Below are 22,789 nucleotides of genomic sequence, written 5' to 3' on the forward strand. Positions count from 1 at the left end.
CGCAGCACACCGACCGGCTTGCCGGACTGCACCAGCAGCGTCTCGTCGGCGCGCGCTGGGCCGCCGTTTTGTCCGTGAATTCCCGACGGTGATCCACCGTCAGCTAGGCATTCGGTCCCGTTTGCAGCCGGGCCGAACACCGCGCTCGGGTCAGCGGGCCGCGTGCTCGGGGTCGAGCAGCGCCGGCACCCGGGTCTCCCGGTCCGGGCCCTTGGCCTCCGCGAGGAACTCCCGGCTGAACATCGCCGACAGGATCGCGATGCCGCCGCGGTGAATCCGGAACTCGCTGGTGGTGGCGGAACCGGTCAGGCGGATGACGCGGCCGGAGGCCTGACGGGGACGGGTCATGTCCTTGACCCGGCCGCGGCCGGTCCAGGACAGCTCGGAGGAGTCGATGACCGCGTCCTCGGGGACCAGCAGTTTCACCATGGCGTGGTCGAGGTCGGCGTGGATCACGATCTCCCCGTCACCGGCGATCCGCGGCGAGCGCAGGTCGAGGACCGCGCTGCCGTAGCGGACCTTCACCTGGAACGCGGCGGCGTCGGTCCAGTCGCCGAGGTGCTTGGTGGTGTCGTGGTCGGTGTGGATCTTGACGGTGTCGGTGGTGTTCATGGCCTTGGTCCCTTCGGGGAGTCGGTGCTGGTCGGGTTCGCCTGCTCCTCAATAGTGACATGGAGACTAGTTGCAAAGCAACTAGTTCTGGGAAACTAGTTTTCGGGCACCTAGTAAGGTGGTTGACATGACAGCTTCGACTCCGGCCGCGCGGTTCAAGCGCTCGCCCTTGGCCATGGCGGTGCTCGGCATCCTGCACCTGGAACCGATGCACCCCTACGCCATCCAGCGCCGGATCAAGGAGTGGGGCAAGGACAAGGTCATCAATGTCGGGCAGCGGGCGCAGCTGTACAAGACGATCGCGCGATTGCAGGACGCGGGACTGGTGGCGGTCCGCGAGACCGGCCGTGACCAGCAGTACCCCGAGCGCACCGTCTACGAGATCACCGACGACGGCCGGACCGCCTGCCTCGCCTGGATCAACGACATGGTGGCGACGCCGCGCAACGAGTTCCCGGAATTCCCTGCGGCACTGTCATTTCTGATGCTGCTGCCGCCCGACGCCGCCCGGATCGAACTCGAGCGCCGAGCCGAGGCCGTGCGCGCCGCGCTCGAGGAGATGGAGGCGGGCCTGGCGGGGGCCACCGAGTTCGGCCTGCCGCGCGTGGTGTTGCTCGAGGACGAGTACCAGCGCGCCGTCGCGGCAGCCGAATTGCATTGGCTGCAGGGCGTTCTCGCGGATCTCGCCGACGGCAGCCTCACCTGGTCCTGGGAGATGCTGGCCCCCTTCCAGGACCGTTCCCCAGCCTGACAAAACAAAACCGCCCGCATCCGAAGATGCGGGCGGCGTTGGTATTTCGCTCCCCGAGAGTTGGATTTATCAGCGGGCGAACAGCAGCGCGCGCTTGACTTCCTGGATCGCCTTGGTCACCTCGATGCCACGGGGGCACGCGTCGGTGCAGTTGAAGGTGGTGCGGCAGCGCCACACACCCTCGACATCGTTGAGGATGTCCAGACGCTCGCGGGCGCCCTCGTCACGGCTGTCGAAGATGAAGCGGTGCGCGTTCACGATCGCGGCCGGGCCGAAGTAGCTGCCGTCGCTCCAGTACACGGGGCAGGAGGTGGTGCAGCAGGCGCACAGGATGCACTTGGTGGTGTCATCGAAGCGGGCGCGGTCGTGCTGGGACTGGATGCGCTCGTAGGTCGGCTCGTTGCCCTTGGTGATCAGGTAGGGCTTGACCGCCTTGAACGCGTCGAAGAACGGCTCCATGTTCACCACGAGGTCCTTCTCCACGGGCAGGCCGCGGATCGGCTCGACGGTGACCGTCAGCTCCTTGCTGCCCTTGGGCAGCATGTCCTTCATGAGGATCTTGCAGGCCAGGCGGTTGACGCCGTTGATGCGCATGGCATCCGAGCCACACACGCCGTGCGCGCAGGAGCGACGGAAGGTGAGCGTGCCGTCCAGGTAGGACTTGATGTAGATCAGCACGTTCAGGAACCGGTCGGTCGGCAGTACGGGGACCTTGAACTCGTCCCAGTGCTGGCCCTGCCCGTCCTCCGGGTTGAAGCGGGCGACCTTGACGGTGATCATGGTCGACCCGTCCGGCACCGGAGCCGGCTTCTGCGGCGTTTCAGCGACAGCAGTCATCAGTACTTACGCTCCATCGGCTCGTAGCGGGTCTGCACAACCGGCTTGTAGTCCAGGCGGATGTCGGAGATGAGCTCCGGGCTCTGCTTGTAGGCCATGGTGTGCCGCATGAAGTTGACGTCGTCGCGGTCCGGGTAGTCCTCGCGCGCGTGGCCGCCACGGGACTCCTTGCGGTTCACCGCACCCGCCACGGTCACCTCGGCCAGCTCCAGCAGGAAGCCCAGCTCGACGGCCTCGAGCAGGTCGCTGTTGTAGCGACGGCCCTTGTCCTGCACGGTGATCCGCGAGTAGCGCTCCTTGAAGACCTGGATCTCCTCGAGCATGGACTTCAGCGACTCCTCGGTGCGGTACACACCGGCCTTGTCGTCCATGGAGTTCTGCAGCTCGGTGCGGATGTCGGCGACGCGCTCGTTGCCGTGCTCGCCCAGCAGGTTGGCCAGCCAGTCCTGCACCATCTGCGCCGGGTTCTCCGGCATCTCGACGAACTCGGCGCGCTGCGCGTACTCGGCGGCCGCGATGCCCGCGCGCCGGCCGAACACGTTGATGTCCAGCAGCGAGTTGGTGCCCAGACGGTTGGCGCCGTGCACGGAGACACAGGCGCACTCACCGGCGGCGTACAGGCCGGGCACGATGTCGGTGTTGTTGCGCAGCACCTCGCCGCGGATGCGGGTCGGGATGCCACCCATCACGTAGTGACAGGTCGGCATGACCGGCACCGGCTCCTTGACCGGGTCGACGCCCAGGTAGGTGCGGGCGAACTCGGTGATGTCGGGGAGCTTCTCCTCGAGCACGTCCTCACCGAGGTGGGTCACGTCGATGAGCACGTAGTCCTTGTTCGGGCCCGCGCCGCGGCCCTCACGGACCTCGAGCACCATGGAGCGCGCGACGATGTCACGCGGCGCCAGGTCCTTGATGGTCGGCGCGTAGCGCTCCATGAAGCGCTCACCGGAGGCGTTGCGCAGGATGCCGCCCTCACCACGCACAGCCTCGGAGATGAGGATGCCCAGGCCCGCGAGGCCTGTCGGGTGGAACTGGTGGAACTCCATGTCCTCCAGCGGGAGTCCCTTGCGGAACACGATCGCCATGCCGTCACCGGTGAGGGTGTGGGCGTTGGAGGTGGTCTTGTACATACGACCCGAACCACCGGTGGCGAAGATGATCGACTTCGCGTGGAACACGTGCAGCTCGCCGGTGGCCAGCTCGTAGGCCACGACGCCGGTCGCGATCGGGCCGTTGGGGCCGTCGGACAGGATCAGGTCGAGCACGTAGAACTCGTTGTAGAACTCCACGTCGTGCTTGACGCAGTTCTGGTACAGCGTCTGCAGGATCATGTGGCCGGTGCGGTCCGCGGCGTAGCACGCGCGACGCACGGGCGCCTTGCCGTGGTCACGGGTGTGGCCACCGAAGCGACGCTGGTCGATCTTGCCCTCGGGCGTGCGGTTGAACGGCAGGCCCATCTTCTCCAGGTCGAGCACCGCGTCGATGGCCTCCTTGGCCATGATCTCCGCGGCGTCCTGGTCGACCAGGTAGTCGCCACCCTTGACGGTGTCGAAGGTGTGCCACTCCCAGTTGTCCTCTTCCACGTTCGCCAGCGCGGCGCACATGCCGCCCTGCGCCGCACCGGTGTGAGAACGAGTCGGGTAGAGCTTGGTCAGGACGGCGGTGCGCACCCGAGGACCGGCCTCGATCGCCGCACGCATTCCAGCGCCACCGGCACCGACGATGACGACGTCGTAGCGGTGCTCCTGAATCGGTCGGGATTCACTCATCGAGGTGGCCTGTTCCTAACTGATGTTGGGGTCGAAGGTGAAGATCACGTAGGTGCCGGTGACCATGACCAGGATCATGGACACGACCAGCGCGGCCTTCAGCCAGAAGCGGGTGGAGTCCTTGCGCGCGTAATCGTCGATCACGGTGCGCAGGCCGTTGCCGCCGTGCAGCTGGGCCAGCCACAGCATGGTGAGGTCCCAGAGCTGCCAGAACGGGGAGGCCCAGCGGCCGGCGACGAACGCGAAGTTCAGGCGGTGCACGCCGCCGTCGAGCATCAGCATGATCGTCATGTGGCCGATGACCAGGATGACCAGCAGCAGGCCCGAGGCACGCATGAAGAGCCAGGCGTACTTCTCGAAGTTGTTGCCGCCGGCGCGGCGGGGCGCGCGCGGGGCGTCGAGGGAGGCGGGGCGGTCGTAGGACTTACCGAGAACGGGTGCGGTCATGTCGGCTCTCAATTCGTCAGCAGGTAGAAGAACTGGCGGCCGACACCGGCACCGGCGACGACGATCCAGATCGCGAGGACGACCCAGAGCATCTGGCGCTGGTAGCGCGGGCCCTGCGACCAGAAGTCGACGAGGATGATGCGGATGCCGTTGAACGCGTGGAACAGCACGCAGACGACGAGACCCATCTCCATGAGGGCGACGAGGGGGTTCTTGTAGGTCTCGATCGCGCGGTCGTAGGTGTCCGGGCTGACTCGCACCAACGCGGTATCGAGGACGTGGACGAACAGGAAGAAGAAGATCGTCACGCCGGTGATGCGGTGCAGTGCCCAGGACCACATGCCGGGGTCGCCTCGGTACAAGGTTCGCTTCGGCTTGGCCGGAGCTTCTAGCGTGGTCATAGAGTGCGGTGCCTCCAACGTCGTTGATGGACCCGGTCAGAATCCGGCCGCGGAGCCTTCGGACTGTCGAAACCACCTGCTCACGAGCGGAATCAACATCCGGTGGCAGTGCTGCAGGCCCGTTGTCGGGAACCTGAACCGATCTGTCCTGAACTCTAAACCCAGCTTTGGAGGGGAACTAATTCGGCGTGCCGCTCGTTGGCTCAAATTGTTGTGAGTTAGGTTTGCCTTTCCTGATTTTCGCGACCAGGCAGAACGCGTAACACGGGGGTGCTGTCACGTCCATAGGAGGATGGTCCGAAATGTCCGAAATTGACTGGAAAGCCCTGCGTTACAAGGCTTTTGAAGTTATGCAAGAGGCGTATGCCCCCTATTCCGGATTCCCCGTCGGGGCCGCGGCTCTCACCGCCGACGACCGCGTGGTGAGCGGCTGCAATGTGGAAAATGTCTCATACGGTTTGGGCCTCTGCGCCGAATGTGTACTGGTCGGTAACTTGATTTCGGGCGGCGGCGGGCGACTCCGGGCGGTCTCGATCTGCGATTCGCGAGGCGCGGTGCTCATGCCCTGTGGACGCTGCCGGCAGATTCTGCTCGAGCACGGCGGCGGCGATTTGCTCGTCGATCACCCCGACGGGCCCGTCACTCTGAACACGCTGCTGCCGGACTCCTTCGGGCCCGACGACCTCGCCGCCGGGCAACGGTAGAACCCCGCTATAACAGCTGATCACCGTGGCGCGCGGGGGAATCCGTGGAAAGGCGGCCCAGCCCGTGCCAGGGTGGAGGGCGTGACGGTGCACTCGGCGGTGGACGTGATTCGGGCCAAGCGCGACGGCGGACAGCTCAGCGACGCGCAGATCGATTGGGTGGTGGACGCGTTCACCCGCGGTGAGGTCGCCGACGAACAGATGTCGGCGCTGGCCATGGCCATCGTCTGGCGCGGCATGACCCGCCGCGAGACCGCCCGCTGGACCCACGCCATGATCAACTCCGGGAAGCGTTTGGACTTCACCGATCTGGGCCGCCCCACCGTCGACAAACACTCCACCGGCGGGGTCGGCGACAAGATCACCCTGCCGCTGTCGCCGCTGGTCGCGGCCTGCGGGGCCGCCGTGCCCCAGCTCTCCGGACGCGGATTGGGGCACACCGGAGGCACACTCGACAAGCTCGAGGCGATACCCGGCTGGCAGGCCGATCTTCCGGTCGCGCGCATGCGGGAGCTCCTGTCCGATCCCGCCGTCGGCGCCGTCGTCTGCGCTGCCGGAGCCGACCTGGCCCCCGCCGACAAACGGCTCTACGCGCTGCGTGACGTCACCGGGACCGTGGAATCCATCCCCCTGATCGCCAGCTCCATCATGAGCAAGAAGATCGCCGAGGGCACCGGGGCACTGGTCCTGGACGTCAAGGTGGGGCGAGGGGCGTTCCTGCGCGAGGAGGCGCAGGCGCGCGAACTGGCCACCGCCATGGTCGAACTCGGCACCGACGCCGGGGTGCGGACGGTGGCCCTGCTCACCGCCATGGACACCCCGCTCGGCCACACCGCCGGAAACGCCCTGGAAGTCTGCGAATCCCTCGACGTGCTCGCCGGCGGCGGCCCGGCCGATGTCGTCGACCTCACCCTCGCCCTGGCCCGGGAGATGCTGGCGCAGGCCGGGATCACCGATGTCGACCCGGCCGACGCGCTCGCCGACGGCCGCGCCATGGACCAGTGGCGGGCCATGGTGCGCGCCCAGGGCGGCGATCCGGACGCCCCGCTGCCGCAGGCCCGCCACACCGAAACCCTGCGCGCGCCCGCCGGGGGCACCCTGATCCGCCTCGACGCCCTCGACGTCGGACTCGCCGCCTGGCGGCTCGGCGCGGGCCGGGCCCGGCAGGGCGACCCGGTGCAGGCCGGGGCGGGCGTCGAAATGCACGCCAAGCCAGGCGATTCCATCACCCAGGGGCAGCCGCTGCTCACCCTGCACACCGACACCCCCGAGGCCTTCCCGGTGGCGCTGGACCTGCTGCGCGGCGCGTTCACCATCGACGGCACCGTCCAGTTGCCGCTGCAACCCTTGATCCTGGACCGCATCACCGCCTGAAGATGAAGGATTCGCGCCGGTCAGCAACGTGAGGGCAACGACATGCCGAACTGTCGGTGAGTCGGGTCAACAGTCCTGCCGCAGAACGGGAATGCGGCTAACGTTGCTACATGACTGGACCGACGCCCCTCACCCTCGCCTCGATCCGCCAGGCTCCCAAGGCGGTCCTGCACGATCACCTCGACGGCGGGCTGCGACCCGCGACGGTGCTGGAACTCGCCCACGCCGCCGGATACGACCAGCTACCGGCAAGCGACGCCGAATCCCTCGGCGCCTGGTTCCGGGACGCGGCCGACAGCGGCTCGCTCGAGCGCTACCTGGAGACCTTCGCCCACACCGTCGCCGTCATGCAGACCCCCGAAGGGCTGCGCCGGGTCGCCCGCGAATGCGCCGAGGACCTCGCCGCCGACGGCGTCGTCTACGCCGAGGTGCGGTTCGCGCCCGAGCAGCACATCGAGGCCGGACTCACCCTCGACGAGGTCGTCGAGCACACCATCGCCGGATTCCGGGAAGGCGAGGCGGCCGCCGCCGCGGCGGGCAACCCCATCACCGTGGTCTGCCTGCTCACCGCCATGCGGCATGCCGCGCGCTCCCGCGAGATCGCCGAACTCACCGTGCGCTGGCGCGACCGTGGCGTCGGCGGCTTCGACATCGCGGGCGCCGAAGCCGGCTACCCGCCCAGCCGCCACCTCGACGCCTTCGACTACATGCGGGCCAACCTCGCGCACTTCACGATTCACGCGGGTGAGGCGTTCGGGCTGCCGTCCATCCACGAGGCCGTCGCCTTCTGCGGCTGCGAACGACTCGGGCACGGCGTGCGCATCACCGACGACATCACCGACGGCCCGAACGGGCCGGTCCTCGGCGTGGTCGCGAACTATGTGCGGGACATGCGGATTCCGCTGGAACTGTGCCCGTCCTCGAACGTGCAGACCGGGGCCGTGCCCTCGATCGACAAGCACCCGTTCGACCTGCTGGCGCGGCTGCGGTTCCGGGTCACCGTGAACACCGACAACCGTTTGATGAGCGACACCACCATGAGCAAGGAGATGCTCAAGCTGTCGGAGACCTTCGGGTACGGCTGGAGCGATCTGGAACGGTTCACCATCAATGCCATGAAGTCCGCGTTCATTCCGTTCCCGGAACGACTGCGCCTGATCGACGAAGTGATCAAGCCCGGCTACGCGGTGCTGCTGGGATAGCGCCCGCCGGAAAGCAATTCGAGCCGCACCCGTGGGGGGGTGCGGCTCGAATCGTGTCGGGGGTCGGACCGGGTCAGCCCTTCTGGAGGCGGGCCTCGAAGACCGTCTCCAGCGCCTTCCACGCCTCCGACTCGGCCTGGAACGGCGGGTTCGGCGCCATCCGGGTCGGGTCCGGGTTCAGCAGGTAGGAGACGTACCAGCCCAGGGGAGTGGAGACCGCCAGCGCCGACTCGACGGCGTCGTCATCGGCGTAGTCGGCGGCGTCGGTGAACAATTCGACCGCCAGGTCGAGCTGATCGGTGTCCACGGACTTCGGGCCCGCGGCCAGGTCCTCGGACAGGCCGGGCAGCACGTAGACGTTCTCGTCGTCGACCTCCACCTCGAGCGAACCGTCCACGGCGGCGGTCTGCACCTCGCCGTAGGTGCTCACCCGGGCCAGGTCGTGATCGTGGTCGTCGGCCAGGTAGCGGGCCAGCGCGCGCTCGGAACCGAAGACCGTGATCGAGCCGTCCTTGCCCAGGAAGATGGGCTCGTCGTCGACGTAGCAGCGCAGCGTGAAGAAGGTGCCGTCCGAGGAGATGATCTTCACCGGGTCGATGCCGACCTCGTGCCAGAAGGACAGCTCGCCCTCCTCCTCGTCCTCGTCCAGGTCGACGTCCTCGATCTCGTCGTCACCCTCGGCCGCGTCCTCGGCGTCGACGATGTTCTCCTGCGCCGCAAGCAGTTCCGCCTCGGCCACCGAGACCGCGTCGGCGTCCACGTCGGGCACCGTCACCACCGAGTCGATGGCGTCGATGACGGCTTCCCAGTCCTTGGCGATGGCCGCGCCGATCTGGTCCCACAGCTCCTCGCCCTCACGCCCCAGGAAGGCGCTCACCCCGCCGGCCAGCGCGCCCAGCACCGGGTGCGAGCCGAAGAACTTGGTGACGGGATCGAGTTCGCACACGTCGCCGATATTGCGGACCATCTCGAGGGTCTCCTCGAGCTCGGAGACCACCTCCGGATCCGGGTCGTCGGCGGCCAGCTCGGGCACGCCGACCAGATCGAAGACGTACTGCTCCTCGGGCTCCAGTTCGGCCGCCGACAGACCGGCGATGATCTTCCAGGCCGGATGATCCACCAGATCGTTGTCGGAGTTGGTGCGGATGAACGCGGCCAGCTCCGCGACGGAGTCGAAACCGTAGAGGTCTTCCTCGTGACCGAGGAATGCCTGCCACTCATCGTCACCGTCTCGCCAGCGGGGTGCCCAGAGGGTGACAAGATCGCCTTTGGTCAGGCCCAGCGCGATCGGGACGATGTCTCCAGAAGCCATGACCGGAAGCCTATCCAGTCGTCGCGTCAGGCACTATCCGGGTCGCCCCCAACATTTTTTGAAATCAGCGCGTCGTTCAGGCGGGTGATGATCCGAGCCCGCTGCGCGGTCGCCTCGGCGGCCGCTCGCCGCGCGGCCCACAGGATCAGCCGGGAGACCTCGGCCGGAGGCCGGGATGTCACCGACTCGGCCAGCCACAGGCCGGTCAGGGCGCCGTCGGCGTCCACCTCGGCGGTGACCGAACCGTCCTCGGCGGCGCAGCGGCCGCGGACTCCGCCCAGGTCGCGCAGGGTCGCCTCGAGGGCTTCCAGCGTGTCGTCGACGCCTCGGACCAGGGCGTCCATCTCGGCACTCATCGGTTCCGCGACCAACTGGTCCGGCCGGTGTCGGCGTCGTCGAGCCGATCCAGCTCGTCCACCGCGGCCTGGCGGGTGGGCAGGCCGAGCCGGTCCAGGACCGTGTCCGGCACGCCCGCCGCGGCCAGCTGTTCGCGCCGCCGCGACCGCGCCACCAGCGCGGACCGCCGGGTCAATCGGAGGATCTCGTCGGCGAGAGCCTGTGCGCCGTACCGGTATTCGCCGCGCTCGAACCGGATCTCGACCGGCATCCCCTGATCGGTGGCCGACACCGTCACCGTGCCAGCCCGATTTCCCGACGCCGCCACCGTCACCGGCGCTACCTGCGCCGATTCCCGCGGCCCGGTCATGCCGTCGGCCGGTAGAAACCGAGGAACCGCATGCCCGAATTCTCCGTTCGTATCGGTCCGATCTGGACGGGATCGCCCGCCTCCACCAACTGCCCGTTCCCGATCACCATCGCCACGTGCCCGTCCCAGACCGCAAGATCACCGGGCATCAAGCCCCCTGGACCGACGCTCGGATGTCCGAGCCCCTGCTCCTGCGCCAACCGCGGCAGCGAAACCCCCGCCTGCCCGTAGGCCCACTGCGTCAGACCACTGCAATCCACCCCGACCCCGGGCGTCACCCCACCCCACACATACGGCGTCCCCACCGCGCTCAACGCCTTCCGAACCGCCTCCGCCGCCCGCTCGTTCGGCGCCTCCACCCGACTCCCGTCCGGCAATGTCACCCACACGCCGTCGCCGTGGGTCCCCCGCGGCGAATCATGGCCCACCCCGGACGACTTCGGTGTGAAGGCGGAAGCCGGGGTGGTACGTGTCCCTCCGATCGACGAGCGCCCGGCCCTGAGCAAAGAGCCTCCCGCAGCCTCGATCGTGTCGCCGCCACCCACGACCGGAGCGCCCGTCGTGGCAGCCGGGCTGACGCGAGGCGACGGGTCGCCGGGGTGTGCGCCCACCGAGGCCGGGACGGTGCCCGCCGCATCCGGCGCCGGGGTCGCTGCCGGAGCCGGATCCGCTCGTTCCGAAATCGGGCTCGCGCCCGCGGGGCCGGTGCTCTCCTCGGCCGGTACGCCCGCGCGATCGCCCGGCGCACCGGGAGTCACGATCGCCGGTGCCGGAATCGGCCCGCTCAACTCCGCCATCGCGGCCGTCTCACTCGCCAACTCGGCCCGCACCCGCTCGACCACCCGCATGGCCCGCCCGATGTGGTCGATCGCCGAAGCGACTGCGGCAGTGGCTCCGCCCGGCGCATCCCCGCTCTCTCCGAGACCGGCCAACTCGGCTCGGAACGCCCGAAGAATCTCCTCCAGCTCGCGCCGCCCGTTCGCGACCGCCGTATCCGCCCGCTCCAGGATCTCCGCCATCGCCCGCCCTCGTTCGGATGCCGTCGCCGCCGTGGTCTGCGCCTGCAATGCGTTGTCCAGCGCCGCATCCCCGGCCCGCCCACGCCACGCGTCATACATCCGATCGACACTGCCCCGGCTCTCCGTGTGCGCCTCGTCGACGATCCGCGCACTCTCCCGTAGCACCTCGGCGGCGGTGCTACGCCCGGACCCGAAACTCCGCAGCAGCTCGACGATCGGCTGCTCCAGCTCCGCCGCCGTCACGTCATCGCTCATCGGCGAACCCCTGGACGAATTGCCCTGAACGGTCGCCGCTTTCGGGCGGTGGCGTCACCGTGAATGGGTGGGTTTGCCGCACAGGGGATCTGGATCGGGGAGGTCATACGTCCAGCTCGGTCGTGGTGCGCAGGGCGGTGGCCCGGGCGTGGTCGTGGTCGGTGTAGGTGGTCGCGGCGGTATCGGTGGCGGCGCTGGTCGACGTGAACACGGTGGTGAGGTGGGCGAGGGTGGTGGTGTGGGTGGCGTGGGCCCGCGCGTAGGCGGTGAGGAGGTCGGCGGCGATCAGGCCGAGGGTGTCGGCGAGGGCGGTGGGGGCGGCGGTGGCGGCGTGGGTCGCGGCGGTGGTGAGGCGGGTGGCGAGGGCGGTGGTGGTGGTCGCGTAGGTGGTCAGGCCCTCGGGGTGGATCGAGATGTGCATGGTGCCCCCTTCTCGCCCGGTCGGCGGGCGGAAATGTGGTGTACCAGGTTGGACGCGGGTGGGGGCCGGATGGTTCCGGGTGGGGAGAATCGCGGTGGAGGGATCTTCAGGGCGGGTGCTGACCTATGGTTTTCCTATGCGCACACTCGTTGTGGACCATCCGCTGGCGGCCGCGTTGTTGACCACCATGCGAGACGCTCGGACGACCAATCCGACTTTCCGGGCGGCGCTTCGGGATTTGACGGGGATTCTGGTGTACGAGGCGATGCGGGACGCGCCGGTCGAGCGGTTTCCCATCGTCACGCCGGTGGCCGCGGCGGAGGGGACCCGGCTGAACTCACCACCGCTGTTGGTGCCGGTGCTGCGGGCGGGGCTGGGGATGGTGGAGACGGCGGAGAACCTGATCCCGGACGCGCGGATCGGGTTCGTGGGGCTGGCCCGGGACGAGGAGACGCATCAGCCGACGCCGTACATGGAGTCGCTGCCGGAGGACCTGTCCACCACGCCGGTGATGGTGCTCGATCCGATGCTGGCGACCGGCGGATCCATGGTCTACACCCTGGATCTGCTGGCCGCCCGCAACGCTCGCGACATCACCGTGGTATCCGTGGTGGCCGCGCCGGAAGGCATTGCGGCGCTGGAGAAGTCGGGGCACGCTGTGCTGCTGGTCACCGCCTCGGTGGACCGCGGCCTCAACTCCGACGCCTACATCGTGCCGGGTCTCGGCGACGCGGGGGACCGCCAGTTCGGGCCGCGCTGAACCACTCCCGGGCCGTCGCTCCGGAAGTGGTTGCGGTAGCGGTTCAGAGCTGCTGGAAATACTTGCGGAGCTCGGCGAGCCGCTGTGCGGCGACGGCCTTCGCGTCGTCGAGCGCATCCGGCCCGGCGACGGGTTCGAACGCTTCCAAGTAGCACTTGAGCTTGGGCTCGGTGCCCGACGGGCGCACCACCACACGGAACGAGTCGGCCTCGAAAACCAGTGCGTCGGTACGCATCCGGCCCCGCACCTGCGCCATGTCGGTGCAGGTCACGGGTACTCCGGCGATCTCACTCGGGGGATTCTCGCGCAGCCGGGCGACGACCGCGGCCGCGGCCGACGCGTCCGCCAGGCGCAGCGACACCTGATCTCCCGCGTGCACGCCGAACTCGACCGCGTACTCGTCGAGGACGTCGAGCACGGTGCGGCCCTGCGCCTTCCGCTGGGCGACCAGATCGGCGGCGACCACCGCGGCCGAGATGCCGTCCTTGTCGCGCACCGCGGCCGGATCCACGCAGTGCCCGATCGCTTCCTCGTACGCGTAGACCAGCCCCTCGCCCGCGCGGGCCAGCCACTTGAACCCGGTCAGCGTCTCGGCATACCGCGCCCCGCGCGCGGCGGCGATCCTGCTCAACAGCCGTGAGGACACGATCGTGGTGGCGACCAGGGCATCCGGGGCGGCGGTCCGCAGTACGAAATCGCCCAAGAGGACGCCGGTTTCGTCGCCGCGCAGCATCCGCCAGCCATCCGGCCCGCGCACGCCGAGCGCACACCGATCCGCGTCCGGGTCCAACGCGATGGCGAGGTCCGCGTCGAGCCGCTCGCCCAGGTCGAGCAGCAGATCCGCGGCCCCTGGCTCCTCGGGATTCGGGAACGCCACGGTCGGGAAGTCCGGGTCCGGGGCGAACTGTTCCGCCACCACCAGTACTTCGTCGAACCCGGCGCCCCGCAGCGCGGCGACGCCCAGTTCCCCGCCCACGCCGTGCATCGGGGTCAGCACGATTCGGATATCGCTGCGCTGCCGGACATCTCGCGCGGTCGCGGCGGGATCGTCGGCGGTCGCCTCGATGTCCTCGATGCTGAGTGGCGCGTCGCCGCCGATGAGGCGGGGCAACCGGGTGACCCGGGTCAGGTACCGGCGGACGATCTCCGCGCCGATCGCGTCCGGCGGGGTGCCAGCGGGCAGCGCGAGCAGGGCGGGGTCCGGGGCGGTCGGATCGGGGTCGGTCCGGGCGATGTGGCCGTGGACCGCGTCGATGCAGCGCTCGATCTCGCTGTCGGCGGGTGGCACGATTTGCGAGCCGCCGTCGAGGTAGACCTTGTAGCCGTTGTCGGTGGCCGGATTGTGGGAGGCGGTGATCTGCACTCCCGCAACGGCTTTCAGCTCTCGCACCGCGAAAGCGACCACCGGGGTCGGCACCGGGTGGGGGAGCGCCAGCACCGAGAATCCGGCCGCGGCGAAGACTTCCGCGGCCGCGGTGGCGAATTCGTCCGACCCGTGGCGGGCGTCGCGGCCCACGATGACGATCCCGCCGCCGAGGCAGCGGTCGCGCAGCCAGGCGGCGATGCCGGCCGACGCCCGCGCGACGGTGTCGATGTTCATGCCGTCCGGGCCGTCCTGGAGGGGACCGCGCAGCCCGGCGGTTCCGAAACGCAGCATGCCCGCGCGCCTAGAGGCGTTCCAGCACGCCGCGCAGCAGCTTGCCCAATCTCGGTGCGGCGGCGTGGCCTTCGGCCAGGACTTCGGCGTGCGAGAGGTGCTGTCCGGTGACGCCCGCCGCCAGGTTGGTGACCAGCGAGATGCCGAGCACCTTGGCCCCGCCCTCGCGGCACGCGATGGCCTCGAGCACGGTGGACATGCCGACCAGGTCGGCGCCGAGGGTGCGCAGCACCCGGATCTCGGCGGGGGTCTCGTACTGCGGTCCGGTCAGGCCCGCGTACACGCCCTCGGTGAGGCTGGGGTCGATTTCCTGTGCCAGCGTGCGCAATTCGGGATCCCAGGCGTCGACCAGGTCCACGAAGTTCGCGCCCTCGATGGGCGTGCGGCCGGTGAGGTTGATGTGGTCGCTGATGAGCACCGGCTCGCCGACCGACAGCCCGTCGCGAATCCCGCCCGCGGCATTGGTGAGCAGGACGGTCTGCGCGCCCGCCGCCAGCGCGGTGCGCACGTTGTGCACGACCTGGCCGGGCGTGTGGCCCTCGTAGAGATGCTGGCGGCCCATGAGCAGCAGCACCGGCGAGTCACCGACGTGCACCGAATGGATGGTGCCCTGATGGCCTTGCGCGGTGGGCGATCCGAACCCCGGCACCTCGGCCATGGGGATGGATGTGGATGGTTCGCCGATCTCGGCGGCAGCCTCCTGCCAGCCCGATCCCAGCACCACGGCGACGCGATGCTGCTGCACTCCCGTACGTTCGGCAATGGCTGTGGCGGCTAGTTCGGAAACCCCGCCCATGGCCTTCTCGGCTAGCATGTCGCCGAGTCTAATTGCCTCCGCTTCGCTACGGCTGTTCGCGGCCCTCGTAACCCCGGTCTTCCCTCCTCCGCTCCTCCGCTTCGCTCCGTCGCTCCGTCAGTCCAGACCGGGGCGGGCCGCGAACCTGCGAGGCTTGCTACCCGCGAGTAGTAATCCCTTTTGCGGGCGTTACCCTCTGCGCATGGCGTATTTGAAGCGTGACGGGGATGTGTTCGTGCTGTTCCTCGGTACCGAGGGTCAGACCATCGACAGCGAGAACCGTTTCCACCCGGACTGGATCACCGAGGTCCACGCGCTGCTCGACGAGGTCGAGGCGTCCGAGGGCCCGGCCGCGCTGGTGGTCACCGCCAACGGCAAGTTCTTCTCCAACGGCCTCGACACCGACTGGCTGTTCGGCAACTTCGACAAGAACTGCTGGTACCTCGACCGCGTGCACTCGCTGTACACCCGGCTGCTGACCTTCGGTATGCCGACCGTGGCCGCGGTGAACGGGCATGCCTTCGGCGCGGGCGCCATGCTCGCCACCTCCTGCGACTTCCGGGTCATGCGCGCCGACCGCGGCTTCTGGTGCCTGCCCGAGGTGAACCTGGGCATGCCGTTCACGGTCGCCATGAACGCGCTGCTCACCAACCGCCTGATCAACCAGGTCGCGGTGGAGGCCATGACCACGGGCCGCCGCTACGGGGCCGACGACGCCCTGGCGGCCGGAATCGTGGACGCCAAGGCGGACGCTGAGTCGTTGCTGGCCACCGCGATCGCGCGCGCGGACCTGCTCAAGGGCAACCGCAAGCCGAACCTGCCGGTCATCAAGAAGGCCCTGCATCAGCAGGCGCTGGCCGGGCTGGCCGTGGAGACCACCCCCGAGAACCTGGCGTTCAACCCGTAACCGGCCGCCCGCGCCGGAGATTTTCCGGCTTACCTGCTGCGACAGAGTTGCGCGGCAGTGCGAGACTGTTGGGATGTCACCATCGCGCAACGGCGATGACCGGAGATCCTGCGCACCGATCGGACGTCCCGAGACGTCCGTGTCGTCGTCGCATCATCCGGCCGTGGCATCGGCCGATCCGGCGTTGCTGGCCGCGGCCGATGCCGCGATCGCCGGCTACCGCGATCAGCTGATCGCGCTCTCGCACGACATTCACTCCGAGCCCGAATTGGCATTCGAGGAATTCCGGAGTGTCGCCAAGACGATCGAGCCGTTGCGGGAACGCGGATTCCGCATCGAATCGGGTGTGGCGGAGCTGCCGACCGCATTCACCGCGGAATTCGGCAGTGGCGAACTCGTTGTGGGTATTTGCGCCGAATATGACGCTTTGCCCGAAATTGGTCATGCCTGTGGGCACAACATCATCGCCGCGTCCGCGGTCGGCGCGGCGCTCGGGCTGGCCGCCGTCGCCGACGCCTGCGGCATCACCGTGAAGGTGCTGGGCACCCCGGCCGAGGAGTCGGGTGGCGGCAAGGTGCTCATGCTGGACCGCGGCGTGTTCGACGACCTGGCCATGGCCATGATGGTGCACCCGGGCCCGGAGGATATCGCCGGCGCGCATTCGCTGGCCCTCGCCGACCTCTCGGTGGTCTACAGCGGCCGTGAATCGCATGCCAGCGCGGCGCCCCAATACGGGCGGAACGCGCTCGACGCCGTCACCGTCGCGCAAGTTGCTTTGGGTTTGCTGCGTCAACATCTCCTCCCCGGGCAGCAGCTGCACGGTATAGTCGGGTCGGGCGGCGTCGCCCCTAATATCGTGCCCGGTCACGCGGAACTGCTGTATTACCTACGTGCGGTCGACTCCGCGACCCTCGACGATCTGATGCAACGAGCATCGGCTTGTTTCGAGGCAGGTGCCCTGGCAACCGGATGCACCCACGAAATCCGGAAGCTCGCGCCGACATATACCGAGCTCACTCCCGATAGCGCACTACTGTGTGCCTATCGCGAGCAGATAACCGCGCTCGGCCGCGAGCCCATCGCCCCGGAATTCGAGGCGGCACGGCCGCTGGGCAGTACCGATATGGGCAACGTCACCAACGTCATCGCCGGTATTCACCCGGTCATCGGCATCGATGCCGGGGGCGCGGTGACCCATCAGCCCGCCTTCGCGGCGGCCGCGGTCAACGCCTCGGCCGACCGTGCGGTGCTGGACGGGGCAACGGCATTGGCCCGCACGGCGATACATATCGCAGGCGACAAAATGCACAGGGACAGGTTGTCGGAGAGAGTCGGTCAACGGCAGTTTCAGCGACAGGAGGACATTCGGTGAGCACAACCGGCCGGTCCGCGGCGCGGGTCAACGGGCCACTCGCGGCGTCGTGCGTGACTACGCAGTCGCCGTCGGGCGTCGCGGGGGAACCGGTTTCCGGGAACGAGGCGGTGGAGTCCTGGCTCGCCGAGCACATGGACGACCTGCAGGCGTGGCGTCGCCACATCCACGCCAACCCGGAACTGTCCCGAACCGAGTTCGGCACCACCGAATTCGTGGAGTCCTGGCTGGTCAAGGCCGGTCTCGAACCCCGCAAACTACCGAGCGGCACCGGCCTGATCTGTGACATCGGCCCGGACGGCCCGCGCATCGGCCTGCGCGCCGACATGGACGCGCTGCCGCTGCAGGAGTACACGGGCCTGCCGTTCGCCTCCACCGTGCCCGGCGTCTCGCACGCCTGCGGGCACGACGCGCATACCACCATCCTGCTCGGCACCGCGCTCGCGCTGGCCGAGATCGAGGACCTTCCGGTCGGCGTGCGGCTGGTGTTCCAGCACGCCGAGGAGGTCATGCCCGGCGGCGCCGTCGACATGGTCGCCGCCGGCGCCATGGAAGACGTCTCGCGCATGTTCGCGCTGCACTGCGACCCGCGCCTGGAGGTCGGACAGGTCGGCATCCGGATCGGCGCCATCACCTCGGCCGCCGACACCGTCGAGCTGGTGCTCGATTCCCCCGGCGGCCACACCTCCCGCCCGCACCTGACCAGTGACCTGGTCTACGCCATGGGCACCGTCATCACCGGCCTGCCCGGCCTGCTCTCGCGCCGCATCGACCCGCGCACCAGCACGGTCATGGTGTGGGGCGCGGTGTCGGCGGGCAAGGCGCCCAACGCGATTCCGCAGACCGGCATGCTGACCGGCACCGTCCGCACCGGCGATCACGCCACCTGGTCCCTGCTCGAGCCCATGGTCCGCGAGATCGTGGAGGGGCTGCTCGCGCCGACCGGCGTGCGCTACCAGCTCAACTACAAGCGCGGCGTGCCGCCGGTGGTGAACGACGAGCAGGCCGTGCGCATGTTCGAGGACGCGATCCGCGCCCTGGGCCCGGACGCGCTGGCCGACACCCAGCAGTCCGGCGGCGGCGAGGACTTCTCCTGGTACCTGGAGGAGGTCCCCGGCGCGATGGCCCGGCTCGGCGTCTGGTCCGGTTCGGGGGAGCAGCTCGACCTGCACCAGCCGACCTTCGATATCGACGAGCGCGCGCTCGCGGCGGGTGTCCGGGTGTTCACCAATATCGTGCTGAACGCCCGCTGACCTCGGAAGTCACCTGGGCCGAAAGAGCCGGGCCGCACTGAAAAGTGCTGCCCGGCTTCATGTTCGGAGACTGTCGCGACCGTGTGTGGCGCGCTACGCGGCCTTGGCGGCGATGTCGCCCCAGGCGTGCCAGCGGTCGATCTCGATCCAGACCGAGACGCGCTTCTGATCGCGGACCGGGTACTCGCCGCCGGTGTAGTGTTCGGCGATGCGGTCGATGACCGAGGAGTCCTGGTCGTTCTCGATGGAGACGATGCGGCCCTGGATGCTGACGTGGCTGTACCAGTTGTCGCCTTCCAGCACGGTCAGCGTGACCCGCGGGTCCTCGCGCAGGTAGTCCAGGCGCTTGCGGAAGTCGGCCAGGTTCACCAGGATTCGGTCGTTCTCGTACAGGTACCAGGTGGCGACCGAGACCGGCTGCCCGTCCGGGCGGTTGGAGGCGAAGACGGCCGGGTTGGGGTGGGCCAGGAATTCGGCGATCGGGGCGGGGACGGGCGTGGCGGGCATCGGCTTCCTCTTTCGACGGTTCGAAGATCGTTCCGGTTCCCGCAACACCGCTGCCGCGCCGAATCTTCCGGCACGGTGCGCGGCGCCCGTTCCGACGCTTACATCCCGAAGGTGCCCGGGCCCACGTTCTTGCTGTTGCGGGTGCGTAGCGCGTGCACGTAATCGCCTGGCGCGCCCGCCTTCTCCGCGGCGTCGGAGATGACGCCGATGTAGCGGGCGGAGGGCAGGCCGCCCTCGTAGGCGTCGAGGACGTAGAGCCAGGCGAGGACCGGCTCGGTCGCGGGGCCCTGGTTGGGGGTGACGCGCAGGCGGATCTTCTTGTGGATACCGAAGTCCGAACCCTCCCAACGGTCGAGGCTCAGCTCGTCCTCGCCGGGAACGTCGTAGAGGACCACGAAGACGCGTTGTCCGGGCTCTTCGACCACCGTCGCCAGCGGTCCCTCCCAGCCGATGTCGTCCCCGGCGAAGGTGAGTCGCCACCCTTCCAGCCAGCCGGTTCCGTACACAGGGGAGTGCGGACAGCGCTTGAGCATCTGCTCGGGATCCATGTTGGACCCATAGGCGGCGTAAATCGGCACCATAAGAGCCTATCGAACAATCGCCGTAAGCCGTCCCTGATCCCGATCACAAGGCGGTTCATCCCTACATGACCGATTGCCGCGAGATCGCCGGATTGCGTAAAACTGCCGTTCGGACGCCCTTCGCCCGGTGGCGGCACCGGGTTCACGCGACTCTCCGGCCATGACACGCGACCTTCGCGAATGGGATGCGCCACAGTGACAAAATTCTCCGGAGATGCGGTTAAAGCAGCAAGGAGCTGGGCGGATAAGTTTAGGTACCGGCAACGGAGATCCCGGGGCCGGAGCTCGAGCGGAGGACAAATGACCCGCATTGCGATCATCGGTGGCGGTCCCGCCGGTTACGAGGCGGCACTGGTAGCGGCACAACACGGCGCGCCGGTCACGCTGATCGACAGTGACGGCATCGGCGGCGCGTGCGTGCTGTGGGATTGCGTGCCGTCCAAGACCTTCATCGCCTCCACCGGCGTGCGCACCGATCTGCGCCGCGCCCGGGACCTGGGCATCACCGTGCATCCCTCGCAGGCGCAGGTGCGTCTCGCCGAGGTGAACTCCCGGGTGAAGGCGCTCGCGCAGGCGCAGTCCTCCGATATCCGCGCCAAGCTGATGACCGCGGGCGTGACCGTGCTGTCGGGCTACGGCGAACTCATCGACCAGGCCCCCGGGCTGGCCACCCACCTGGTGAAGGCCACCCTGGCGGACGGCCAGCAGCGGGTCATCGAGGCCGAGGTGGTGCTGATCGCCACCGGCGCCAGCCCGCGCGTACTGCCCGGCGCGGAGCCCGACGGTGAGCGAATCCTGAACTGGCGTCAGCTCTACGACCTCCAGGACCTGCCCGAGACCCTGGTGGTCGTGGGTTCCGGTGTCACCGGCGCCGAATTCGTCTCCGCCTATACCGAGATGGGCGTGCAGGTGAAGGTGGTCTCCAGCCGGGATCGCGTGCTGCCCGGTGAGGACGCCGACGCCGCGCTGGTGCTGGAGGAGGCGCTCGCCGAGCGCGGTGTGGAGTTGGTCAAGCACGCCCGCGCGGACGCGGTGGAGCGCACCGCCGAGGGCATCGTGGTGAAGCTGTCGGACGGCCGCACGGTCACCGGCACCCACGCGCTCATGACGGTCGGTTCGGTCCCGAACACCAACAGGCTGGGCCTGGATCGGCTCGGCATCGAACTCGACAAGGGTGGTTTCCTGCGCGTGGACCGGGTGTCGCGGACCACCGCGCCCGGCGTCTACGCCGCCGGCGACTGCACCGGCCTGCTGCCGCTGGCCTCGGTCGCCGCCATGCAGGGCCGCATCGCGATGTATCACGCGCTGGGTGAGGGCGTGCAGCCGATTCGCCTGAAGACCGTTGCCTCCGCCGTGTTCACGCGCCCGGAGATCGCGACGGTCGGCGTCGCGCAGACCGCCATCGACGAGGGCGAGGTCCCCGCGCGCACGGTCATGCTGCCGCTGAACACCAACCCGCGGGCCAAGATGTCGGGCCTGCGACGGGGTTTCGTGAAGATCTTCTGCCGGCCCGCGACCGGTGTGGTGATCGGCGGCGTGGTGGTCGCGCCGATCGCGTCGGAGTTGATCCTGCCGATCGCGCTGGCGGTGCAGAACAACCTCACGGTGAACGACCTGGCGCAGACCTTCTCGGTGTATCCCTCTCTCACCGGATCGGTCACCGAGGCCGCGCGGCAGCTCATGCGGCACGACGATCTGGACTAGCCGCAACGTGTTTCGCACCCCTTTGTTACCGGCCCGTCTTGCTGCCTTGTCTCCCTTGTGATTAAGTTCGCGGCGGAAGCGATCGGCAGGGCGGTCGCGAGTGTTACGTATCGGGGGTGATCGTTTCCCTCCGTTCGGTGCTCTTCGATGCCCAGGCTGATCGTGCCGCCGAGGGACGAAGGAATTGAGCGAAACGTGAAGCACCGCAAGCCGAGTCGGATCAAGGCGAGCACCTCCCTGACGCTGGCCGGTGCGGCCGCGGTGGTGTCGCTGCTGTCCGCGCCCGCCAACGCCGCCCCTGCCGACCCGGGCGCCGTACCGGCCGACCAGCAGCAGCCCGACGGCACGCAGCCGCCCGCCGACACCCCCACCCCGGACCCGAAGGCGCAGTCGGTTCCCGCGCCCAAGCCGGAGAAGACGCAGCCGGGCACCACCAAGCCGCAGCAGAGCCAGCCGGGCGTCACCACCCCCACCACGCCGAACAACACCGCGCCGGACAACGGTGCGGACAAGCCGGATTCGGGTCAGCCGCAGGGCGCGACCCAGCCCGACGCCACCAACACCCCGAAGCCGGACGCCAACGCGCCCAAGCCGGACGCGAACGCCCCGAAGCCGGATGCCAACGCCCCCAAGAACGATCAGGGCGCGCAGCCCGCGGGCGTCACCCCGGGTCAGCCGAAGTCGGTGCGCCCGTCGCAGCCGGGCGTGACCGTGCCGCGCGTGGCGCCGCTGCCGGTGCCGGGCCAGTCGACCCCGGCCCAGCCCGCGGTCGTCACCCCGCAGCAGGACGCGGCCACCCCGCCGTCGACCCAGCCGGGCACCACGGTGCCGGCGCAGCCGGGCACCCAGCCGGTCAAGCCGAACGACCGCAGCGCGGATCCGGCGGTCACCACTCCGGCGCAGAACCCGGACGCCAACACCATGACCGGCCCGCAGACGGTCACCCCGCAGGCGAAGCCGCAGTGGCAGTCGCCCGCGGTGGACGCGGCCCCGGCCGCCCCGGTGGTCGCCATGGCCGGTCCGCACTCCGAGCTCGGGGTCAACCTCGACGGCGGGGCGGTGCTGCCGGGCTGGGCCGCCAACACCCACCACTTCAGCAACCTGGACGGCTACGTCGGCACCATCGGCTACACCACGCCGGGCGGGCTGGGCGAGGCCGGCATGTCGCTGGACTTCACCACGGTCAACCAGATCAAGGTGACGGCGTTCGCGGGCAGCGGCCCGGACAACGACCAGAAGGTCGAGTTCGTGCTGGACACCGCCGCGGCCAATGCCGCGAAGGCCAATGCCGAGAACTTCATTCGCCTGCTCCCGGGCGGCGCCACGGTGCTCGAGGCGGCGGCTCAGATTGGTAGGCTCCCCGAAGGCGAGCGGCCGTCGCAGTCGATCGACATCGGTGGCGTGACCGCGCAGACGGGTGGTTCGGTCCAGTACTGACCGGC

Annotated in this window: 24 protein-coding genes; 10 read left to right on the forward strand and 14 right to left on the reverse strand. The window is 69.0% G+C overall.

The window, feature by feature from the left end; all coding sequences use genetic code 11:
• Positions 1–150: 150 nt before the first annotated feature.
• Positions 151–612, reverse strand: a complete 462-nt coding sequence (locus tag ABZ382_RS35465) for a hypothetical protein (protein ID WP_357098378.1) — start codon at positions 610–612, stop codon at positions 151–153.
• Positions 613–739: 127 nt separating this feature from the next.
• On the opposite strand from ABZ382_RS35465, the gene ABZ382_RS35470 reads away from it, so the two are divergent.
• Positions 740–1,363 (forward strand): PadR family transcriptional regulator, encoded by a 624-nt coding sequence (locus ABZ382_RS35470; protein WP_357098381.1) that lies wholly within the window; start codon positions 740–742, stop codon positions 1,361–1,363.
• Positions 1,364–1,432: 69 nt separating this feature from the next.
• Here the strand turns inward: ABZ382_RS35470 and ABZ382_RS35475 are convergent, their stop codons facing one another.
• The 4 genes from ABZ382_RS35475 to sdhC are packed head-to-tail and all read right to left on the reverse strand — an operon-like array spanning position 1,433 to position 4,817.
• Entirely contained in the window at positions 1,433–2,200 is a 768-nt protein-coding gene (locus ABZ382_RS35475; RefSeq protein WP_357098384.1) for a succinate dehydrogenase iron-sulfur subunit, read from the reverse strand.
• Positions 2,200–3,969 carry a succinate dehydrogenase flavoprotein subunit gene (gene sdhA, locus ABZ382_RS35480; RefSeq protein WP_357098387.1) on the reverse strand — a complete coding sequence of 590 codons (1,770 nt, stop codon included), beginning with the start codon at positions 3,967–3,969 and terminating at the stop codon, positions 2,200–2,202. The genes ABZ382_RS35475 and sdhA overlap by 1 nt, the downstream gene beginning before the upstream one ends.
• 15 nt (positions 3,970–3,984) lie before the next feature.
• Positions 3,985–4,416, reverse strand: coding sequence for a succinate dehydrogenase hydrophobic membrane anchor subunit (locus ABZ382_RS35485; RefSeq protein WP_357098390.1), 432 nt, complete (start codon positions 4,414–4,416; stop codon positions 3,985–3,987).
• Positions 4,417–4,424: 8 nt separating this feature from the next.
• Positions 4,425–4,817: a succinate dehydrogenase, cytochrome b556 subunit gene (sdhC, locus tag ABZ382_RS35490; RefSeq protein WP_357098393.1), complete on the reverse strand. Its 393-nt coding sequence runs from the start codon at positions 4,815–4,817 to the stop codon at positions 4,425–4,427.
• A gap of 302 nt (positions 4,818–5,119) precedes the next feature.
• Between sdhC and ABZ382_RS35495 the strand changes: the two genes are divergently transcribed.
• From ABZ382_RS35495 to ABZ382_RS35505, 3 genes are all read left to right on the forward strand, one after another.
• The gene (locus tag ABZ382_RS35495; RefSeq protein ID WP_357098395.1) at positions 5,120–5,521 is read left to right on the forward strand and encodes a cytidine deaminase; all 402 of its coding nucleotides are present in this window, start codon (positions 5,120–5,122) and stop codon (positions 5,519–5,521) included.
• Between the two features lie 87 nt (positions 5,522–5,608).
• Positions 5,609–6,895 (forward strand): thymidine phosphorylase, encoded by a 1,287-nt coding sequence (locus tag ABZ382_RS35500; RefSeq protein ID WP_357098490.1) that lies wholly within the window; start codon positions 5,609–5,611, stop codon positions 6,893–6,895.
• 110 nt (positions 6,896–7,005) lie between these two features.
• The gene (locus ABZ382_RS35505) at positions 7,006–8,097 is read left to right on the forward strand and encodes an adenosine deaminase (protein WP_357098398.1); all 1,092 of its coding nucleotides are present in this window, start codon (positions 7,006–7,008) and stop codon (positions 8,095–8,097) included.
• A gap of 73 nt (positions 8,098–8,170) precedes the next feature.
• Here the strand turns inward: ABZ382_RS35505 and ABZ382_RS35510 are convergent, their stop codons facing one another.
• The 5 genes from ABZ382_RS35510 to ABZ382_RS35530 form a co-directional block, all read right to left on the reverse strand.
• The gene (locus ABZ382_RS35510) at positions 8,171–9,409 is read right to left on the reverse strand and encodes a primosomal protein (RefSeq protein ID WP_357098401.1); all 1,239 of its coding nucleotides are present in this window, start codon (positions 9,407–9,409) and stop codon (positions 8,171–8,173) included.
• 26 nt (positions 9,410–9,435) lie between these two features.
• Positions 9,436–9,765: a YbaB/EbfC family DNA-binding protein gene (locus tag ABZ382_RS35515; protein ID WP_357098404.1), complete on the reverse strand. Its 330-nt coding sequence runs from the start codon at positions 9,763–9,765 to the stop codon at positions 9,436–9,438.
• Positions 9,762–10,115, reverse strand: coding sequence for a hypothetical protein (locus ABZ382_RS35520; RefSeq protein ID WP_357098406.1), 354 nt, complete (start codon positions 10,113–10,115; stop codon positions 9,762–9,764). The genes ABZ382_RS35515 and ABZ382_RS35520 overlap by 4 nt, the downstream gene beginning before the upstream one ends.
• Entirely contained in the window at positions 10,112–11,389 is a 1,278-nt protein-coding gene (locus ABZ382_RS35525) for an NlpC/P60 family protein (protein ID WP_357098409.1), read from the reverse strand. Before ABZ382_RS35525 ends, ABZ382_RS35520 begins: the two co-directional genes overlap by 4 nt.
• Positions 11,390–11,492: 103 nt before the next feature.
• The gene (locus ABZ382_RS35530) at positions 11,493–11,810 is read right to left on the reverse strand and encodes a type VII secretion target (RefSeq protein WP_357098412.1); all 318 of its coding nucleotides are present in this window, start codon (positions 11,808–11,810) and stop codon (positions 11,493–11,495) included.
• 136 nt (positions 11,811–11,946) lie between these two features.
• Here ABZ382_RS35530 and upp point away from each other — a divergent pair, with 136 nt between their 5' ends.
• Complete coding sequence (gene upp / locus ABZ382_RS35535; protein ID WP_357098415.1) at positions 11,947–12,570, forward strand: uracil phosphoribosyltransferase; 624 nt, start codon at positions 11,947–11,949, stop codon at positions 12,568–12,570.
• 43 nt (positions 12,571–12,613) lie between these two features.
• Here the strand turns inward: upp and ABZ382_RS35540 are convergent, their stop codons facing one another.
• Positions 12,614–14,227: a phospho-sugar mutase gene (locus ABZ382_RS35540; RefSeq protein ID WP_357098418.1), complete on the reverse strand. Its 1,614-nt coding sequence runs from the start codon at positions 14,225–14,227 to the stop codon at positions 12,614–12,616.
• Positions 14,228–14,237: 10 nt separating this feature from the next.
• Positions 14,238–15,041 (reverse strand): purine-nucleoside phosphorylase, encoded by an 804-nt coding sequence (locus ABZ382_RS35545; protein WP_357098421.1) that lies wholly within the window; start codon positions 15,039–15,041, stop codon positions 14,238–14,240.
• 184 nt (positions 15,042–15,225) lie between these two features.
• Between ABZ382_RS35545 and ABZ382_RS35550 the strand changes: the two genes are divergently transcribed.
• From ABZ382_RS35550 to ABZ382_RS35560, 3 genes are all read left to right on the forward strand, one after another.
• Positions 15,226–15,930 (forward strand): enoyl-CoA hydratase/isomerase family protein, encoded by a 705-nt coding sequence (locus ABZ382_RS35550; RefSeq protein ID WP_357098424.1) that lies wholly within the window; start codon positions 15,226–15,228, stop codon positions 15,928–15,930.
• 184 nt (positions 15,931–16,114) lie between these two features.
• On the forward strand, positions 16,115–17,302 hold the full coding sequence (locus tag ABZ382_RS35555) for a M20 family metallopeptidase (RefSeq protein WP_357098427.1): 1,188 nt from the start codon (positions 16,115–16,117) through the stop codon (positions 17,300–17,302).
• 134 nt (positions 17,303–17,436) lie between these two features.
• Entirely contained in the window at positions 17,437–18,555 is a 1,119-nt protein-coding gene (locus tag ABZ382_RS35560; RefSeq protein ID WP_357098493.1) for a M20 family metallopeptidase, read from the forward strand.
• Between the two features lie 93 nt (positions 18,556–18,648).
• On the opposite strand, the gene ABZ382_RS35565 is transcribed toward ABZ382_RS35560, so the two are convergent.
• Both ABZ382_RS35565 and ABZ382_RS35570 read right to left on the reverse strand, forming a co-directional pair.
• Entirely contained in the window at positions 18,649–19,062 is a 414-nt protein-coding gene (locus tag ABZ382_RS35565) for a PPOX class F420-dependent oxidoreductase (protein ID WP_357098429.1), read from the reverse strand.
• A gap of 98 nt (positions 19,063–19,160) precedes the next feature.
• The gene (locus ABZ382_RS35570) at positions 19,161–19,640 is read right to left on the reverse strand and encodes a gamma-glutamylcyclotransferase (RefSeq protein WP_357098432.1); all 480 of its coding nucleotides are present in this window, start codon (positions 19,638–19,640) and stop codon (positions 19,161–19,163) included.
• A gap of 303 nt (positions 19,641–19,943) precedes the next feature.
• On the opposite strand from ABZ382_RS35570, the gene ABZ382_RS35575 reads away from it, so the two are divergent.
• Both ABZ382_RS35575 and ABZ382_RS35580 read left to right on the forward strand, forming a co-directional pair.
• Positions 19,944–21,347, forward strand: a complete 1,404-nt coding sequence (locus ABZ382_RS35575) for an NAD(P)H-quinone dehydrogenase (RefSeq protein ID WP_357098435.1) — start codon at positions 19,944–19,946, stop codon at positions 21,345–21,347.
• 195 nt (positions 21,348–21,542) lie between these two features.
• Positions 21,543–22,784: a hypothetical protein gene (locus ABZ382_RS35580; protein ID WP_357098438.1), complete on the forward strand. Its 1,242-nt coding sequence runs from the start codon at positions 21,543–21,545 to the stop codon at positions 22,782–22,784.
• Positions 22,785–22,789: the final 5 nt, after the last annotated feature.

Source organism: Nocardia sp. NPDC005825 (genome assembly GCF_040630175.1).
In the GTDB taxonomy this organism is placed as follows: Bacteria; Actinomycetota; Actinomycetes; order Mycobacteriales; family Mycobacteriaceae; genus Nocardia.

Bases quoted from the DNA above. Each gene is read 5' to 3' on its own strand.
- ABZ382_RS35465 (WP_357098378.1), bottom strand. From the start codon at position 612: ATGAACACCACCGACACCGTCAAGATCCACACCGACCACGACACCACC.
- ABZ382_RS35470 (WP_357098381.1), top strand. From the start codon at position 740: ATGACAGCTTCGACTCCGGCCGCGCGGTTCAAGCGCTCGCCCTTGGCC.
- ABZ382_RS35475 (WP_357098384.1), bottom strand. From the start codon at position 2,200: ATGACTGCTGTCGCTGAAACGCCGCAGAAGCCGGCTCCGGTGCCGGAC.
- sdhA (WP_357098387.1), bottom strand. From the start codon at position 3,969: ATGAGTGAATCCCGACCGATTCAGGAGCACCGCTACGACGTCGTCATC.
- ABZ382_RS35485 (WP_357098390.1), bottom strand. From the start codon at position 4,416: ATGACCGCACCCGTTCTCGGTAAGTCCTACGACCGCCCCGCCTCCCTC.
- sdhC (WP_357098393.1), bottom strand. From the start codon at position 4,817: ATGACCACGCTAGAAGCTCCGGCCAAGCCGAAGCGAACCTTGTACCGA.
- ABZ382_RS35495 (WP_357098395.1), top strand. From the start codon at position 5,120: ATGTCCGAAATTGACTGGAAAGCCCTGCGTTACAAGGCTTTTGAAGTT.
- ABZ382_RS35505 (WP_357098398.1), top strand. From the start codon at position 7,006: ATGACTGGACCGACGCCCCTCACCCTCGCCTCGATCCGCCAGGCTCCC.
- ABZ382_RS35510 (WP_357098401.1), bottom strand. From the start codon at position 9,409: ATGGCTTCTGGAGACATCGTCCCGATCGCGCTGGGCCTGACCAAAGGC.
- ABZ382_RS35515 (WP_357098404.1), bottom strand. From the start codon at position 9,765: ATGAGTGCCGAGATGGACGCCCTGGTCCGAGGCGTCGACGACACGCTG.
- ABZ382_RS35520 (WP_357098406.1), bottom strand. From the start codon at position 10,115: ATGACCGGGCCGCGGGAATCGGCGCAGGTAGCGCCGGTGACGGTGGCG.
- ABZ382_RS35525 (WP_357098409.1), bottom strand. From the start codon at position 11,389: ATGAGCGATGACGTGACGGCGGCGGAGCTGGAGCAGCCGATCGTCGAG.
- ABZ382_RS35530 (WP_357098412.1), bottom strand. From the start codon at position 11,810: ATGCACATCTCGATCCACCCCGAGGGCCTGACCACCTACGCGACCACC.
- upp (WP_357098415.1), top strand. From the start codon at position 11,947: ATGCGCACACTCGTTGTGGACCATCCGCTGGCGGCCGCGTTGTTGACC.
- ABZ382_RS35540 (WP_357098418.1), bottom strand. From the start codon at position 14,227: ATGCTGCGTTTCGGAACCGCCGGGCTGCGCGGTCCCCTCCAGGACGGC.
- ABZ382_RS35545 (WP_357098421.1), bottom strand. From the start codon at position 15,041: ATGCTAGCCGAGAAGGCCATGGGCGGGGTTTCCGAACTAGCCGCCACA.
- ABZ382_RS35550 (WP_357098424.1), top strand. From the start codon at position 15,226: ATGGCGTATTTGAAGCGTGACGGGGATGTGTTCGTGCTGTTCCTCGGT.
- ABZ382_RS35560 (WP_357098493.1), top strand. From the start codon at position 17,437: ATGGACGACCTGCAGGCGTGGCGTCGCCACATCCACGCCAACCCGGAA.
- ABZ382_RS35565 (WP_357098429.1), bottom strand. From the start codon at position 19,062: ATGCCCGCCACGCCCGTCCCCGCCCCGATCGCCGAATTCCTGGCCCAC.
- ABZ382_RS35575 (WP_357098435.1), top strand. From the start codon at position 19,944: ATGACCCGCATTGCGATCATCGGTGGCGGTCCCGCCGGTTACGAGGCG.